Annotated in this window: 12 protein-coding genes; 4 read left to right on the forward strand and 8 right to left on the reverse strand. The window is 58.7% G+C overall.

The annotated features are described in order from the left end of the window. Window positions 1–28 precede the first annotated feature (28 nt). Window positions 29–517 (reverse strand): hypothetical protein, encoded by a 489-nt coding sequence (locus AC2D8V_RS09145; RefSeq protein ID WP_484733219.1) that lies wholly within the window; start codon window positions 515–517, stop codon window positions 29–31. A 77-nt stretch (window positions 518–594) separates the two neighbouring features. Then, window positions 595–1725, reverse strand: a complete 1131-nt coding sequence (locus AC2D8V_RS09150; protein ID WP_484733220.1) for a DUF2235 domain-containing protein — start codon at window positions 1723–1725, stop codon at window positions 595–597. A 112-nt stretch (window positions 1726–1837) separates the two neighbouring features. Between AC2D8V_RS09150 and AC2D8V_RS09155 the strand changes: the two genes are divergently transcribed. Next, window positions 1838–2539 (forward strand): hypothetical protein, encoded by a 702-nt coding sequence (locus AC2D8V_RS09155; protein ID WP_484733221.1) that lies wholly within the window; start codon window positions 1838–1840, stop codon window positions 2537–2539. On the opposite strand, the gene der is transcribed toward AC2D8V_RS09155, so the two are convergent. The 3 genes from der to AC2D8V_RS09170 all read right to left on the reverse strand — a co-directional run bounded on the left by der (window position 2536) and on the right by AC2D8V_RS09170 (window position 6145). Continuing rightward, window positions 2536–4014, reverse strand: a complete 1479-nt coding sequence (der, locus tag AC2D8V_RS09160) for a ribosome biogenesis GTPase Der (protein ID WP_484733222.1) — start codon at window positions 4012–4014, stop codon at window positions 2536–2538. The two genes, AC2D8V_RS09155 and der, sit on opposite strands and share 4 nt — an antisense overlap. A 51-nt stretch (window positions 4015–4065) precedes the next feature. Further along, on the reverse strand, window positions 4066–5406 hold the full coding sequence (locus AC2D8V_RS09165) for an outer membrane protein assembly factor BamB family protein (RefSeq protein ID WP_484733223.1): 1341 nt from the start codon (window positions 5404–5406) through the stop codon (window positions 4066–4068). Window positions 5407–5467: 61 nt separating this feature from the next. After that, complete coding sequence (locus AC2D8V_RS09170; protein WP_484733224.1) at window positions 5468–6145, reverse strand: hypothetical protein; 678 nt, start codon at window positions 6143–6145, stop codon at window positions 5468–5470. 215 nt (window positions 6146–6360) lie between these two features. On the opposite strand from AC2D8V_RS09170, the gene AC2D8V_RS09175 reads away from it, so the two are divergent. The 3 genes from AC2D8V_RS09175 (at window position 6361) to AC2D8V_RS09185 (ending at window position 11937) form a co-directional block, all read left to right on the forward strand. Continuing rightward, a complete protein-coding gene (locus tag AC2D8V_RS09175) occupies window positions 6361–7605 on the forward strand; it encodes an efflux RND transporter periplasmic adaptor subunit (RefSeq protein WP_484733225.1) in 1245 nt (414 codons plus the stop codon). Further along, the gene (locus AC2D8V_RS09180) at window positions 7602–11405 is read left to right on the forward strand and encodes an efflux RND transporter permease subunit (protein WP_484733226.1); all 3804 of its coding nucleotides are present in this window, start codon (window positions 7602–7604) and stop codon (window positions 11403–11405) included. Before AC2D8V_RS09175 ends, AC2D8V_RS09180 begins: the two co-directional genes overlap by 4 nt. Before the next feature lie 76 nt (window positions 11406–11481). Beyond that, window positions 11482–11937: a DUF302 domain-containing protein gene (locus AC2D8V_RS09185; RefSeq protein WP_484733227.1), complete on the forward strand. Its 456-nt coding sequence runs from the start codon at window positions 11482–11484 to the stop codon at window positions 11935–11937. On the opposite strand, the gene AC2D8V_RS09190 is transcribed toward AC2D8V_RS09185, so the two are convergent. The 3 genes from AC2D8V_RS09190 to AC2D8V_RS09200 form a co-directional block, all read right to left on the reverse strand. Next, window positions 11934–12275: a hypothetical protein gene (locus AC2D8V_RS09190; RefSeq protein ID WP_484733228.1), complete on the reverse strand. Its 342-nt coding sequence runs from the start codon at window positions 12273–12275 to the stop codon at window positions 11934–11936. The genes AC2D8V_RS09185 and AC2D8V_RS09190 overlap by 4 nt on opposite strands. Further along, a complete protein-coding gene (locus tag AC2D8V_RS09195; protein ID WP_484733229.1) occupies window positions 12272–14107 on the reverse strand; it encodes an ABCB family ABC transporter ATP-binding protein/permease in 1836 nt (611 codons plus the stop codon). Before AC2D8V_RS09195 ends, AC2D8V_RS09190 begins: the two co-directional genes overlap by 4 nt. An 80-nt stretch (window positions 14108–14187) precedes the next feature. After that, window positions 14188–15741, reverse strand: coding sequence for a LysM peptidoglycan-binding domain-containing protein (locus AC2D8V_RS09200; RefSeq protein WP_484733230.1), 1554 nt, complete (start codon window positions 15739–15741; stop codon window positions 14188–14190). Window positions 15742–15748: the final 7 nt, after the last annotated feature.

The raw sequence follows: 15748 nt of genomic DNA on the forward strand, positions 1-15748 counted from the left end.
GTCCGCCTCATAAAGCGTGCTCGGGTAACTACTCGTTGTCCCGCTCTGCGATCATGACGGCGATAATTTCCGACATGAACTTTGTTTGACGCCCCGGAGTCATCCCGCCCACACCAATGCGCGTTCCTGCACGCCACCACAAACCGGGCCGCCACGCGCGGTCATAGGGCTTTGACAGGCGCAACAGGAAACCGTTTGAAGGTTTGAACGCGAAAGCGCCGCGATCGATGCTGGTGACGTCATCTATACGGGCAAGAACGACGCCTGCGCTGTCCCGCAGTTCTTCGCGGGTCAGTTCAAGCGTTTCAGAGGTGGACTTGCGCATGGTGTTTGCAATCATCAGCGCCCCTGCCCCAAGAACGATGAGGAAGATCTGCCAACCAATTGATGGTGGCGTTGTGATCGCGACATAGATGACCATGACCGCAAGTAGGCACAACAACCCAATGCCCAGCAACCGGCGGCCCGCTGATGCCTTGACCGTAGCCAGCACCTCGTCCTTCTCTATAGCTGTCATGTGCGTCACTCCCCTGCGCCCTGACGTGTCCCTACCTTGTGAGCGACAGGGGCCTCAAGGGGCTGTGGCTATTTTATTCACGGCAATTTTTCGGTGCGCTGCAACAATCTGACAAGACCGTGCGGGCGGTAGGTTGCAAGCCGCTCCGCTCTCAGCCGCGCTGTCACGTGTAGATCACCCACATGCGCGGGGCCATCGCGCCAACGCAACAGCCACGGCGCAAGACGGTATATCGCCCGAACTTGTGTCATTTCAGGCGCAGGCTCACCCGCGTCCACCGGAACGTGCGGCACCTGCGCACCAACCATTTTGCGCAATCCGCACTGAAAAGCGCCCTGCCAGACCCACAAAAGCGGTGCCGCCGCGAGCGCCTGTGCTGCCCCGGATCCGCCAACGATGCTGTGGTTACCCGCAAACCACACCTGCTGGTAAGGGCGCTGATCAGAGACATCGCCGCGATTGAGCCCGGCGTCTCCTTCTATAGTTTCAAGGTTTTCCCACAGAGTGGGTTCGTAGAAAACGCGGCGTTCATCCAATGCCACGGCGTGTCGCGCGGCCTCGACAAGGCGCGACAGGGATGTGTCGTGAAACGCGTACCGCGCATTCCACCAGTCTGCGATACGCCCAAGCACGCTGGCCGGAATGCCCAACGCGCCCACCGTGTCCCACACGCCAAGATAGGTTATGCGCACAAGGTAACTATGATCGTTGCGCCAAATTACATCTGCGGGGCTTGTCGCGTAGTCCGGAGACAGTCGCCGCCGTTGGCGCATCACATGTGGTGTATCCGGTGCATTGTGTGCGCCGCGCGCGCGATAAAGCCGGAACGCCCGCGCCAGTTGTGACGGCGACGGGTCGGCAAGGACGCCACATTTACGGACCATCCCCGCCAGAGACCGCGCCGTATAGGCCCCTCGCGAAAACCCGAAGATCATGATCTTGTCACCGGGTTGATAACAGCGGCACAGGGCGCGATATGCCGCACGAATGTTCCGATTGAGACCCCATCCAAACAGCCCACCGCCTGCCTTGCTCAGCCAGCGGCCCAGCCGACTGACCATTCCGGTACCCGTGCCGACGCCAGCAAAGTACAGTACTTTTTGGTTGGGCGTTTGCGCGCAAGACCGCGCCAGTCGCAACACATGTGTCTCCGCGCCGCTTTTTGGGCTGTTCCAAGTGCCGTCACAAAAAATCGCAATAATCGCCATTTGCCTCTCCTGCCGGTGGCTCTAGACCTAGACAGGTACTTCTGGCGATGGACCTAATCGCACGATCTCGGCGTTAACGATCCATCGACATACAAACTGAAAGACCCAGAACATGATGAAAGCCATCGCCTATCTGACCGCCCTCCTGACGCTGAGCTTTGCAGGGTCATCCCTTTGGGTTCCCGATTTTGGCGGTTTCGACGCGGACCAGTTCCCGGTGCCGCAGGAAAATCCCCCCGTGCAGCCTGCCGGATACGCATTTGCCATCTGGGGGTTGGTCTATTTGTGGCTGATCATCGGAATGGCCTATGGCGCCCTCAAGCGCGCGGACAATGCAGATTGGCACAAGATGCGAGTTCCCTTGTGCATTTCACTCGCGATCGGTTCGATATGGCTCGCTGTCGCCGTTGCCAGCCCGGTCTGGGCAGCCATTTTGATCTGGGCCATGCTAATAACGGCGCTTTATGCGCTGTTCCGCGCGCCGGCAACCGACACGGCATGGGCGCTTTTGCCGGTGGGTCTTTATGCCGGGTGGCTCAGCGCGGCAAGCTGCGTATCGCTGGGTTTGCTGGCCGCTGGATACGGCTACACCTCCGCCGAGGTTGCCGCATATATCTTTATCTTTGTGGCGCTTGTACTGGCCTCGGCAGTGCAAAGCCAGCTCAACCGCGCGCCGACCTACGGGCTTGGGGCGATCTGGGCCCTGATCGCAATTGTCGTGCAGAACATGTCGAGCGATCCAACCATTGCGGCACTCGCCGCAGGCGGTGCTGCCGCGCTATGCCTGCCAACATGGCGCGCAGCGCGCAGCTAGTCCTTGCGCCGCCCCTCCATGTGCTTGCGTAGCTTGGAAGGCGCCGCTTTTTTCCGCCCCTTGTAAGGGTTCGCATCGTTTTGACTGCGCATCCAAAGGCGGATGGGCGTTCCCGGCATGTCGAAATCGAGACGCAGCCCATTAACCAGATAGCGGGTATAGCTGTCCGGAACTTTGTCGGGGTGCGAACACATGACGACAAACCCCGGTGGCCGGGTCTTGGCCTGTGTCATGTAACGCAGCTTGATCCGCTTGCCCTGCGGCGCGGGTGGCGGGTGCTGCTCCAACATGCCTGTCAGCCAGCGATTCAACTGAGCTGTGGTAACGCGCGTGTTCCAGACGGTGTACGCGCGCAAAATCGCTGCATGCAACCGGTCCAGTCCGCGACCGGTTTGCGCTGAAACAGTCACCAGCGGCGCCCCCCGCAATTGCGGCAGCAAACGCTCAAAGCTTTCGCGTAACTCTTTGAGTTTGGCCTGTTTGTTCTCTTCAACATCCCATTTGTTGACCGCAACAACCACAGCCCGCCCCTCGCGCTCTGCCAGATCAGCGATCCGCAAATCCTGCTGCTCAAACGGAATGGCAGCATCCAGTAGAACGACCACCACTTCGGCAAACTTGACCGCGCGCAGCCCATCGCTGACAGACAGCTTTTCGAGCTTTTCCTGAACCTTCGCCTTTTTTCGCATCCCAGCGGTGTCAAAGATACGCATCGGCAACGTCGTTCCGTCCGGCCCGACCCAATCGGTACGTAAAGAAATCGCATCACGGGTGATGCCTGCCTCTGGTCCGGTTAGCAACCGATCCTCACCGAGGATCTGGTTAATCAGCGTTGATTTCCCGGCATTTGGGCGCCCTACCACGGCAACCTGCAACGGCTTGGCGGCACTCGGCATGGGAATATCGGCGTCCATATCGCCGTCGTCTTCATCAATGCTGACATCAACGTCGGGCGCGTCTTGCGCGGCGCGTTCAGCGAACCCGTCGGCAATGGGCATCAAATGGGTATAGAGATCGGTAAGCCCTTCGCCATGTTCTGCAGACAGACGTACCGGCTCTCCAAGCCCCAAACTATAAGCCTCGATCACGCCAGCGTCAGCAGCGGCACCTTCTGCCTTGTTCGCTGCCAGAATAACGTGCTTGGCGCGTTTGCGCAGGATATCCGCGAAAACCAAATCAGAAGGCGTGATCCCGACACGGGCATCCACCATGAAAAGGCACACATCCGCCATGTCGACGGCGCGTTCCGTCAGACGACGCATACGCCCCTGCAAACTGTCGTCCGTGACCTCTTCCAGCCCGGCGGTGTCGATCACTGTAAATCGCAGATCGGCCAGCCGTGCGGCACCTTCGCGCAAATCGCGGGTAACCCCGGGCTGGTCGTCCACCAGCGCAAGGCGCTTGCCAACCAGTCGGTTGAATAGCGTAGATTTCCCAACGTTGGGACGCCCAACTATGGCCAGAGTAAAAGACATGACACAGGCTCCGGATGCCAGATTAAGCTGCGGCTTTACCGCAAAGTGCGGTCAACGGAAAGCGTGCAATTTGCCCTTGGTAGAAACGACGTACATTACACCACCTGCAATCACAGGCGCCGACGAGGCACCACCGGGCACCTCAACAGAGCTCCTCAGCGCGCCGCTGGCGGGGTCAAAAGACCGAATAAGACCATCATCTGAGGCGACATGGATCAGTCCTCCCGCCAATGCGGGGCCGTGATGGGCAAACACCGCCGCCCGACGACGAGGCCGTTCGTTGGTAAACCGTGGCAGATCCACCGACCAGATGGTGGAGCCATCAGAGGCATCCAGCCGTACCAGATCGTTCAGGTCGGTAACGATGAAAACGCTCCCCCCCGCCACAAGAATACGGCTCACCGCGCCTTCGTCGGCTGTCCACCGCCGTTCACCCGTATTGAGGTCAAGTGCAACTGTCCGCCCAGTCAGGTTGCCAACGTACACGGTATTCCCAACAATAACTGGCGCGCCAGTCACATCTACAACAGCACCCAACGCGGTACCGGGACGAACCCCGGCCACTGAAGCCTCCCATCGACGCAGACCACCGCGCCGGAAAACAGCCTGAACTTCACCTGATCCAAATGCAAAGATCGCGAGATCACCGCTGACCGCCGGCGCAGGCGCGCCAAAGGCGTTGTTCACATCCGGTGAAGCGGCGAGTTGCCAAAGCTGGCGCCCGTCATCCGCTGAAACGGCCCATCCGCGATCGTCGCTCACGGTCAGATATACAATATCGCCCGACACTGTTGGTGCACCGGACGCCGTGCCTTCAAAGCTTTGTGTCCAGATTTCCTGACCGTTGGTCGCATCAAGAGCGACCAAGACACCAAAGCCCAACGCCACGTACAGCCGACCACCGGCAAAGGCGAGACCACCGCCAGCACCCTGACCACTGCGCCCCCGCACCGGCACGAGGTCAGCGTCCCAGACCCGCGCACCGGACAAAGTGGTCGCCGTGACGCGCGCCTCTGCGTCCAACGTGTAGATCACGCCATTCGCTACGACAGGCGAAGCGTTGATGCGCTGCTTTCGGCTGTCACCCGCGCCGATGTCAGCGCTCCAGATTTGTGTCAGTGGCGCCGCCAAGGCAGGATGTGCAACACGTGTCGCGGGTGTGCCCTGATCCTGCGTCCAGTTAGCGTTTGTGCTTGCGGTCGGCAGCGACACCGGGCGTGTTTCATTCTGCTGCGGTTGCTGATCCGGGCTAAGGATGGACTGCACGCTTTCACGTTTGCCCGGAAGGATGAACTCCGGCTCGGCGCAGGCGGACAGAAGGATACCACATACACATAAGGCCATCGCAACGCGTGGCAACAGCGTTTCGCCAGAGTGGATTAGCTTCTTCATGACGCCCCGCTCGCTCAGTCCCTTCTTGCAGGGCATTCATCGTGCCCGGCTTATAACCGGTTCAGTTCCCGGTGTCAGGGAGGTTTGCCACGTCCAGCTCGCCTCCCAACGACACAATCACCTGTAAGGCGCGTTGTTGCAAGTCCGAGCTTACGCCGGCAGCCTGCGCAATGTTTTGCAACCGCTCAATCGCCGCTTGGGTTTCGCCTTGCGAGATGTCAATCAGCGCGAGTTGTTCTTGCGCCAGAAAGCTGAGCGGCGCGCCCGGTTGCGCCAAAGCTTCGAATTGTTGACGACGGGTATCGACATCTAGGGTGTCACCCTGCGCCACCAGCAACTTGAACGAAGCTATTTGTTGATAGATTGCGGGTACTTCGCCATTAACTGCGACCCCTTCCAAGGAAGCGATTGCAGCCTCGGTATCTCCGGTTGCCTGCGCTTCGCCGGCAATAAGCATTTCTAATACGGCACGTGTCGTCGCATCCTGCGCATCAATCACCGACAAGCGATCAAGCCGTTCCTCAGCACTGCCTTGTGACATCGCTGCCAACACATCGTCGCCAAAGGCTTGCGCTTTGGCCTGCGCCTGCGCTTTGCGATACTCGTTGAAGGCCGCGCCACCCACGATCAGAACAACCAGAACCGCCGCAATCCAGCCATAGCGCCGCAACATGAAATAAAAGCGGTCACGACGCACTTCGTCGTTAACCTCGCTGATGAAACTTTCCGTGTCGCTCATGAAACCCTGCCACGCTTGATCTGGCCCCTCTTAACGCGCCCGAAGGGGCAAGCCAAGACCCGTTGTCCCTGCGACCGCGAGGCCCATTGCAAACCTGGCCAAGAATCTTTAATCTAAACTGGTCAGTTTAGCGTATTTCCGGGTGAACGCAGCACTTTGGCACGCCACCTCCCGGGACGGCAAGCGGCGCTGCATCCTGAGTTGAGGCATCGGTTATGCGTATTTTTCCTATTGTAGCAGCCATTTTAGTGGCCGCCTTGATCTACTATGCGATTGTAGACCGGCAAAGCCTGTTGGCGTTTCTCGGCCAGGATACAGCCGAACTAAGCGCCACTGCAGAGCAGGAACCGGCGCAATCGCCAAGCAGCGAGGCCCCTGCGGTTGATCTTGTAAAAGTGGTCGTTCAGACATCCACGGCACAGGCAATTGATACGGCCGTTAGCCTGCGTGGCGAGACCAATGCGGCGCGTACCGTAGATGTACGCGCGGAAACATCTGCTGTGGTGGTGTCCGATCCGCTGCGCAAAGGTGCCCGCGTGGAAGAAGGTCAGTTATTGTGTCGTCTTGACGAGGGCACTCGAGGGACCGCTCTGGCACAAGCCCGCGCGCAACTTGAAGAAGCACGTTCCCGCGTTCCAGAAGCCGAAGCGCGGCTGCAACAGGCACAGGCACAACTGGAAGAGGCGCGCATCAATCAAAACGCGTCGTCCAAGCTAAGCGAAGGCGGGTTTGCCTCGACGACACGGGTGGCAAATGCGGAGGCAAATGTTGCCACGGCGCTTGCTTCGGTGGAATCAGCTCGCGCTGGTCTGAGCGCCTCTCAGTCTGGTATCCAGTCTGCACAAGCCGCTGTTGCCACGGCAGAAAAGGAGATCGAGCGGTTGAGCATTACCGCCCCGTTCGCAGGCTTGCTGGAAAGCGATACCGCTGAACTCGGCAGTCTTTTGCAACCGGGCAGCCTTTGTGCGTCAATTATTCAACTGGATCCGATCAAATTGGTGGCTTTCGTACCCGAAACCGAGGTCAACCGGGTCAAGGTCGGCGCACAAGCCAGAGCTGCACTGGCCACGGGCGAAGGCGACGTAACAGGCACAGTCACCTTCTTGTCGCGTTCAGCTGATGAAACGACCCGAACCTTCCGCGTCGAGATCGAAGTTGCCAACGCGGATCAGAGCATTTCAGACGGTCAGACTGCCGAAATCATGATCGCCGGCGCAGGGGCAAAAGCGCACTTGCTACCGCAGTCCGCACTTACCCTCAACGACCAGGGCACTTTGGGTATACGCGCCGTTGGTGATGACAACATCGTCTCGTTTCACGAGGTAAGGTTGTTGCGAGACACGCCGCAGGGCATTTGGGCAACGGACCTGCCCGAAACACTTAATGTGATCGTTCTCGGACAGGAATACGTTGTTGCCGGCGTCCAGGTCGCGCCGACCTTTATGGAGCTTAGCCAATGACCGGTATCGTCGAATGGGCCGCCGCCCGGGCGCGCATGGTTCTGGCGTTCATTCTGCTCAGCCTTGTTGTCGGCGGATATGCCTATTCCACCCTTCCCAAGGAGGGTGAACCAGATATCGAAATCCCGGCGTTGTTTGTATCGGTGCCCTTTCCCGGCATCTCTGCGGCGGACAGCGAAACCTTGCTCGTCAAGCCGATGGAAACCGAACTGGCCGACCTAGACGGCCTGAAATCCATGAGCGGAACAGCAGCCGAAAACTACGCGGGCGTGGCGCTGGAGTTTGAGTTTGGCTGGGACAAATCAGCAGTGCTTGCCGATGTGCGCGACGCGATGAGCAAAGCCGAGGCAGAATTTCCGGACGGAGCCGAACAATATACGATCAACGAGATCAATTTTTCGGAATTTCCGATCATCATTGTCAATCTGACAGGCCCAGTCCCGGAACGCACTATGGTGCGTGTTGCCAAAGACTTACAAGACAAACTTGAAGCAGTTGATGCCGTTTTGGAAGCCGGAATTGCCGGCAGTCGCGACGAAATGCTCGAAGTTTTGATCGATCCTTTGCGGCTCGAGGCTTACAACGTCACGGCTGGCGAACTGATCGCAACTGTCCAGAACAACAACCAGTTGATCGCCGCGGGCGAGGTCGAAACGGCACAAGGCACATTCGCCGTCAAAATACCCTCCTCTTTTGATGAACCGCGCGATGTTTACAATCTGCCGGTAAAGACCAATGGAAACCGCGTCGTGACGCTTGGCGACCTCGCCCAGATCAACCTGACATTCGAGGACCGGATCGGAACCGCCCGTTTTAACGGCGAAAACACCGTGGCGCTGCAGGTGGTCAAACGGAAAGGCTTCAATCTGATCGACACAGCCGCTCAAGTCGAAGAAATCGTCGCGGCACAGCGGGCCAACTGGCCAGAAGGCCTTCAAGCCGCTGTCGAGGTGGGAACGTCCAATGACCAGTCGCGTATAGTGAATGGTATGGTGCAGCAGTTGCAGGGCTCCGTATTTACGGCGATCGCACTGGTGATGATCGTCGTCTTGGCGGCACTCGGCATCCGCGCGGCCCTATTGGTCGGCTTTGCTATCCCCACATCTTTCCTGCTGTGCTTTGCCTTTCTGGCGCTCATGGGCATATCGATTTCCAACATCGTTATGTTCGGGCTGATCCTCGCCGTTGGCATGCTTGTCGACGGCGCGATTGTCGTGGTCGAATACGCAGACAAGCGCCAGCAGGAAGGCGTGGGCCCGATGCGCGCCTATGTCGAAGCGGCAAAACGCATGTTCTGGCCGATCATTTCCTCGACAGCGACGACGCTCTGCGCCTTCCTTCCCATGCTGTTCTGGCCCGGTGTTCCCGGTGAATTCATGGGGATGTTGCCAATCACCTTAATTTTCGTTCTCTCCGCCAGCCTGATGGTGGCTTTGATTTACCTGCCTGTGATGGGTGGCGTCACCGGTCGTTTAGAGCGCTGGATGGCGGACAACATGGAATCAGTGGCAAATCTGCCTTGGTATCTGCACTTGCTCCTTTTCCCTATTGCGGCGGCGATGATGGCCGCAGTTGCCCTTCTGGGTCCGGTCTTTGGCGCTATCGGGGCGCAATTTGCGTCAATGGATCAACTCAACCTTATCGGCTCTGTCGTTCCGACCTTTCTGGTCGTTTTCCTGTTCATCGTGGCGGCGGCGGCGACCATTGCCGTGGCGCTTGGCGGCTTCATGCTCATGCTGATCTCGACATTTGCCCTGTTGACGCGCATGGGCCGCGCCGGCCGCTGGTTTGCGGCCCGCCTGTTCCGCAGCGAACCCGACAAGATCAGTGCAGGTTACCGCCGTTCCTTCTTTGGCCACGTGATGGCCGGGATCGCCGGCAACCCGGTCATGCCCTTGGTGATGGCGGGTACTGTCTTTATCTTTGTCGGCTCGGTCTTGATCTATTTCACCAATAACAACAACGGGGTGGAGTTCTTTGTCGAAAGTGAACCGGAGCAAGGCATCGTCTACGTGCTGGCCCGCGGCAACCTCAGCCTCGAAGAAAAAGATACACTGGTCCGGCAAGCAGAGAACATCGTTCTTGATCATCCCGGTATTATCAACGCTTTTTCATTCGCGGGCGAAGGCGGCCTGAACACTGACGCTTCAGGTGCGGGCACACCCAAAGAGATGATCGGACAGGTTCAGTTCGAAACGATCCCGTGGGATGACCGTGCCGACCGCCCTGATCTGGATGGCGATATCGTCATCGCCGAGCTAACTGAACAGCTATCGGCACTGCCGGGCATCAAGATCGAAATCCTTGCGCAAGCGCGAGGCCCCGCGTCTGGCAAACCGGTGCACCTGCGGCTCAAGACCGACAACTTCGCCACGCTGACAGAAGCCGCGGCGCGTGCCCGAGCGCAATTCGACGTAACACCCGGCCTTACGCTGATCGAAGACACACGCCCCCTGCCCGGTATCGACTGGCAGATCGACGTGGACGTCGAAAAAGCAGGCCGCTACGGCGCTGATGTGCAAACAGTCGGCGCGATGGTCCAACTCGTCACACGCGGTCTGCTGCTGGACACCATGCGCGTTGACAGTTCCGACGAGGAAATTGATATCCGCGTGCGGCTTCCATCCGAAGACCGCGTGCTTTCGACACTCGACACGCTTAAAGTGCGCACAAACGACGGGTTGGTCCCGCTGTCCAACTTCATTACCCGCACCCCTGTTCCAAAACTGGCTGAAATCAGCCGCATCGATCAGACACGTTATTTCGACGTGAAAGCCGATGTTGCCCCCGGGCTCATGAAAGTCGTTGAGACGACACGAGAAAACGACGCTGATGTCGACACCACTCTGGCGATCCTGCGCCCTGCCGCCACCGACGCAGACATCACCATGCCTGACGGTTCTGCTTTCAAGATAGCTGACCGCACGACCGGAGCCGAGCGCGATATTGCAGGCGGATTGCGCGACGGTGATCTTCGTCTGGTGCCGGTCAACGCCAATGAACGGATCGGCGTGCTGACGGAATGGCTGGAAACTAGCCCTTTGCCTGATGGGGTCGCGTGGGAGTGGACAGGCGATCAGGAAGAACAGGCGGAAAGCGGGGCGTTTCTGCAGACCGCCTTTTCGGCAGCCCTTGGATTGATGTTCATCATCCTGCTGGCGCAATTCAACAGTTTTTACAACGCGGTACTGGTGTTGGTTGCTGTCGTTCTGTCGACAACCGGTGTGCTGATCGGAATGTTGGTCATGGGCCAGACCTTTTCGATCATCATGACAGGAACGGGCATTGTTGCGCTTGCAGGGATCGTGGTGAACAACAACATCATCCTCATCGACACCTATCAGGAGTACAGCCAGTACATGCCTCGAATAGAGGCTATCATCCGCACTGCGCAGGCCCGCATCAGGCCCGTGCTGCTGACCACCATCACCACTATGGCGGGGCTGGCGCCAATGATGTTCGGGCTTAGCCTGAATTTCGCCGAGGGCGGATATACCGTCAACAGCCCCACAGCGCTGTGGTGGAAACAGCTGGCAACTGCGGTGGTCTTCGGTCTCGGCATCGCCACAGTGCTGACGTTGGTGGTGACCCCTTCAATGCTTGCAATCCGCGTCTGGGCGACGACTTACGTACGCTGGATCGCAACGCTGCTTGCCAAAATGTCCATGGGGCGCGCCAGTCAAGCGGCGCGCGACTGGGCCCTCATGCGTGAAGCGGCACGTATCGGTGGCACCGAACTGATCTGGGACGACGATGAAGGCGTCTCGCCAACACCGGCCGAGTTAAAAGCGGCCGAATAACGCTCTCACGCAAGCGTGACGCGCAATGCCGCGCTTTGGTGTTACCTACTTGGGTGGGTAACCCTTCGGAGGATTTATGCTGCGTACCTTGATAATTTCTACAACAGTCATTGCACTTTCTGCCACTTCCGGCTTTGCCGGTGATCTGCTCAAGAAAACCAGTCCACATTCGGTGTCGGAGACAATGGATCGGCTGGAGGCGGCAGTAAACGGCGCCGGGGCCACAGTCTTTGCGCGCGTGGATCACACCGCCGGCGCCAAGAAAGTGGATATGAATTTGCGACCGACCCAACTGTTGATCTTTGGCAATCCCAAACTCGGCACACCCGCGATGCAGGATGGGCAGACTGCAGGCCTTGATCTGCCGTTGCGCGTCCTTGTCTATGCCGACGAGAAAGGCGTAGTGCATGTTGCATACCACGCCCCCGCAGGACTGGCCGCGACCCATGATCTGCCAAGTGACGCAAAATACCTGCAAATGATGACCGGTGCACTGGACAAGCTTACCGGCAAGGCGGTGGCTGCCGACTAAATCGCCTTTTTGCGGTCCGCCTCGTCCAGGGCGGCCCACCAATCGGCATAGGTGGAATTTTCCGGGTGCTTGCCACCTTCATCATGCGCGCCATCGTCCCACCAGACCGGGCCGCGTTCTCCCAAGGCGCGTTTGGCAACGTCCACACGTTCCCGCGCTGCGCGCTCTGTATCCTCGTCACTGGCTTGCATCACAGCACGACGGGCCTGCATCAACGCCTTGATGTGAGCGCGCCGCGTTGTGTCATCAAGGCGCGGGTCAGTACAACGCCACAGTCGACCCTTGGCCACAAAGTAGCGACCATCCGGCGTGTGTGGATAGTCTTTGCCGCGGCTCACGCGATCTCGTCAGACTGCTGGCGCCGCCATAGCTGTGCGTAGCGGCCCTCCTGCCCGAGCAAAGCTTCATGTGTGCCTTGCTCGACGATCTCGCCCTGTTCCAGCACGATGATCCTGTCAGCCTCGGAAATTGTGCTGAGCCGATGCGCAATGACCAGAACAGTGCGCCCGCGTCCGGCTTGCATCAGCGCATCTTGAATATCGGATTCCGTTTCTGAATCCAGCGCCGATGTCGCCTCATCCAGCAGCAAAATCGGCGGATCTTTCAGCAGTGTGCGCGCAATGCCGACGCGTTGTTTTTCACCACCTGAAAGCTTGAGGCCGCGTTCGCCCACTGTCGTGTCATACCCGTCAGGCAAAGTTTCAATAAAATCATGTATCTGCGCCGATTTTGCGGCTTCTATCACGTCTTCCTGGGTTGCCCCGTCTTTGCCATACGCGATGTTATAGCGGATCGTATCGTTGAACAGCACCGTGTCTTGCGGCACGACACCAATGGCCGCATGCAAGCTGGTTTGAGTAACCTCTCGCACATCCTGCCCGTCAATGCGCAAAGCGCCCGAGCCAACGTCATAGAACCGAAAGAGCAACCGCCCGATTGTGGACTTGCCAGAGCCGGTCGACCCGACAATCGCAACCATCTCACCGGGCTCTGCCGTAACCGAGACGCCTTTCAGGATTGCACGATCCTCGTTGTACCCAAAGCGTATGTCGTCAAGCTCGATGCGCCCGCCGGTAACCTTAAGAGGCTTTGCATCAGGTGCGTCAGTGACCTCAGCGGGTTGTTCCAACAGATTGAACATTTCGCCCATATCGACCAGGGCCTGTCGGATTTCGCGGTAAACCGTACCGAGAAAGTTCAGCGGTACAGTGATCTGTACCATATAGGCATTCACCATCACAAAATCGCCGACGGTCAGCGTGCCTTGCTGCACGCCAATGGCGGCCATTACCATCACGCCGACCAACCCGGCAGTGATCAGGAACGATTGTCCGAAATTAAGAAACGCAAGCGAATAGCTTGTCTTGATGGCTGCGTCTTCGTACCGCGCCATGGCTTTGTCATAGCGCTCCGCCTCACGCTCTTCGGCGCCAAAGTACTTGACGGTCTCGAAATTGAGCAGGCTGTCGATGGCCTTTTGGTTCGCGTCGGTGTCGCTGTCGTTCATCTTGCGGCGCAATTTTACCCGCCATTCGGTCACAGCAAAAGTGAACCAAACGTAGAGACCGATGGTACCCGCCACCACCAGCAGATAGTAAAAATCGAACACAACGGCGAGGATTATCCCCACCATCAGCAGCTCCAGTATCAATGGACCGATCGAAAACAGCAAAAAGCGCAGCAGGAACTCAACACCCTTTACACCACGTTCGATGATGCGGCTCAGCCCACCCGTTTTGCGCGTGATGTGGTAGCGCATCGAGAGGCGGTGGATGTGGTTGAACGTCTCAAGCGCAAGCTGGCGCAGGGCGCGTTGCGCGACACGCGCGAATACAGCGTCGCGCAATTGCTGAAAGCCAACCGTCATTAGCCGGGCAACACCATAGGCCACCGTGAGCCCGACCGCCCCAAGGGCCAGCATGGGCACGCCTTCTTCTGCCAGTGCATCGACTGCGCCCTTGTAAAAGAACGGCGTGGCCACAGAAATGAGCTTGGACAAGATGAGAAAGCCCATCGCCCAGACGACACGCCACCGGACCCAGGGTTTGTCGGATGGCCATAAATACGGCGCAACCCGTCGGATCGTCCGCAAACCTGACCGGCGTTCTTCGTCTTCGATTGACGACAGGGTCTGCGCGTCCTGCTTTGCAGCGGTGGTGTCAGAGGCCATGGGGCATCCTGCGTTGTTCTCAGGAGGTGTTACCTAATCCACGAAAGCGGGATTTGCCAGTTGCGCGGGCCAATATTCCGCTATTCGTCCGAAGGCAGGTCAAATACCTGTCCCGGATAGATCAGGTCCGGGTCACGTATCGACGTCCGGTTCGCCTCGAAAACCCTCACATAGAGTACGCCCTCACCATAGCGGTCACGTGCAATAGCCCACAGCGTATCGCCTGTCTGCACAGTAATGGCGCTGACCGGTCCATCTGACGCAGAAGCTGCCGCTGCAAGTACCTCCGGCGCCTCGCGCTTGAACGGCGTCTCAAGGCGGCTGGTTACGCGGCCACCGTCATCGAGTGCGTCAACGCGCAAAGTATATACACCGGCATCAATCCCCGGCACATCACCGCGCCAGCTGCCGTTGCTGTCCACAGGCAACCGGGCGATAGACCGGTTATTGAGATAGACGCGCACCTCAACCGCCTCGATGCTCGCGCGACCGGCAAGCTGCACGACCCCGCCGTCCGAATACCCAATGGTATCAAGTTGAATCTGGCGTGGCGGCGTTGGGGCCGTGCCCAACAGTTCGACACCTTCAGAAGTTGATTTCAAAAGGGCGATTTGCGGCGCGGCGTCAGGGCTGTCCAGCGGGCCGACCTCTGCCACTTCAGGCACAGCCTGAGGCTGCGGCGCCTCTGCGACCACCGTCTGACCCGCTTCGCCTGTAGTGTTTGGCAAAGAAGCAGCGTCTGGTTCTGCGACAGTGGTTTCATCGGTTGTGGTCGCAACCTCTGCGTCTGAGGTCGCAGAGGCCTCAGGCAAGGATGACCCGGTTTCCAACGAGGCAATAGCCTCAGTCTCAAGCTGTTGCGATGGCGCTTCTTCGGAAATGGCTTCTCCGTCGTCAGCGATCGTCACCGGCGCCTCTGCCACGGCCGCCGCAACCGGCTCTGATGGCACGACCTGTTCCGAAGCGACCGGTTCCTCTTGCGGGTTCTGCGCGCCCGATGCCGTGTTGGTATCTGCCGTTTGCGTTTGACGCGGCGCAATGATGACCTCGTCCGTTGACGGTATGGTCGTATTCTCCCCTGATGCGCTCAAAGAAAGGACACGGGGTTGGTCGCTCGCATCGACGATCCCGATGGCAGCAAAAGACCCGCCGCTATCGGCCTCGGTACTTGCAATGATCTCGCCGTCGACAACCACATCCACCTGTGCTCCGGGTTCGGCGCGCCCCGCGATTACCGCAACGCCGTCTGTGTCAAGACGCACCTCGTCGATACTGGGCGTAGACGCCTCAGTATCCGCAGTATTCTCGGCTACCACGGCGTCATCTTCGGCGTCGGCGACGCTTTGATCCGAAGCCGGCGGCACCGCTTCAGGCGTTGCCGCTTCAGAAGTTGCATCTCCTCCGACGCTTGAAACCGAGGCGTCAGTATCCGCATCCGTTGCAGTCACGGCATCTGTTTCGGTCACGGCTGCAGGAGATGTCTCTGAGACAAGGCTCGACACATCTTCGTCACTCGGCAAGTCGTCTTGCTGAAGCAGCAGCATCGTGCCGGCCGCAATCATCAATACCACCGCGACCCCGCCAATCAGCAGACCGGAGCCTGCGGAGGTGCCAACGCCCGCTTGTTTGCGCATTTTTCTT

The organism is Roseobacter sp. YIN89, from assembly GCF_057219365.1.

Excerpts from the sequence above, each read along its gene's own strand:
- AC2D8V_RS09165 (WP_484733223.1), bottom strand. The coding sequence starts at position 5,406 with ATGAAGAAGCTAATCCACTCTGGCGAAACGCTGTTGCCACGCGTTGCG.
- AC2D8V_RS09175 (WP_484733225.1), top strand. The coding sequence starts at position 6,361 with ATGCGTATTTTTCCTATTGTAGCAGCCATTTTAGTGGCCGCCTTGATC.
- AC2D8V_RS09180 (WP_484733226.1), top strand. The coding sequence starts at position 7,602 with ATGACCGGTATCGTCGAATGGGCCGCCGCCCGGGCGCGCATGGTTCTG.
- AC2D8V_RS09170 (WP_484733224.1), bottom strand. The coding sequence starts at position 6,145 with ATGAGCGACACGGAAAGTTTCATCAGCGAGGTTAACGACGAAGTGCGT.
- AC2D8V_RS09155 (WP_484733221.1), top strand. The coding sequence starts at position 1,838 with ATGATGAAAGCCATCGCCTATCTGACCGCCCTCCTGACGCTGAGCTTT.
- AC2D8V_RS09200 (WP_484733230.1), bottom strand. The coding sequence starts at position 15,741 with ATGCGCAAACAAGCGGGCGTTGGCACCTCCGCAGGCTCCGGTCTGCTG.
- der (WP_484733222.1), bottom strand. The coding sequence starts at position 4,014 with ATGTCTTTTACTCTGGCCATAGTTGGGCGTCCCAACGTTGGGAAATCT.
- AC2D8V_RS09195 (WP_484733229.1), bottom strand. The coding sequence starts at position 14,107 with ATGGCCTCTGACACCACCGCTGCAAAGCAGGACGCGCAGACCCTGTCG.
- AC2D8V_RS09145 (WP_484733219.1), bottom strand. The coding sequence starts at position 517 with ATGACAGCTATAGAGAAGGACGAGGTGCTGGCTACGGTCAAGGCATCA.
- AC2D8V_RS09185 (WP_484733227.1), top strand. The coding sequence starts at position 11,482 with ATGCTGCGTACCTTGATAATTTCTACAACAGTCATTGCACTTTCTGCC.
- AC2D8V_RS09150 (WP_484733220.1), bottom strand. The coding sequence starts at position 1,725 with ATGGCGATTATTGCGATTTTTTGTGACGGCACTTGGAACAGCCCAAAA.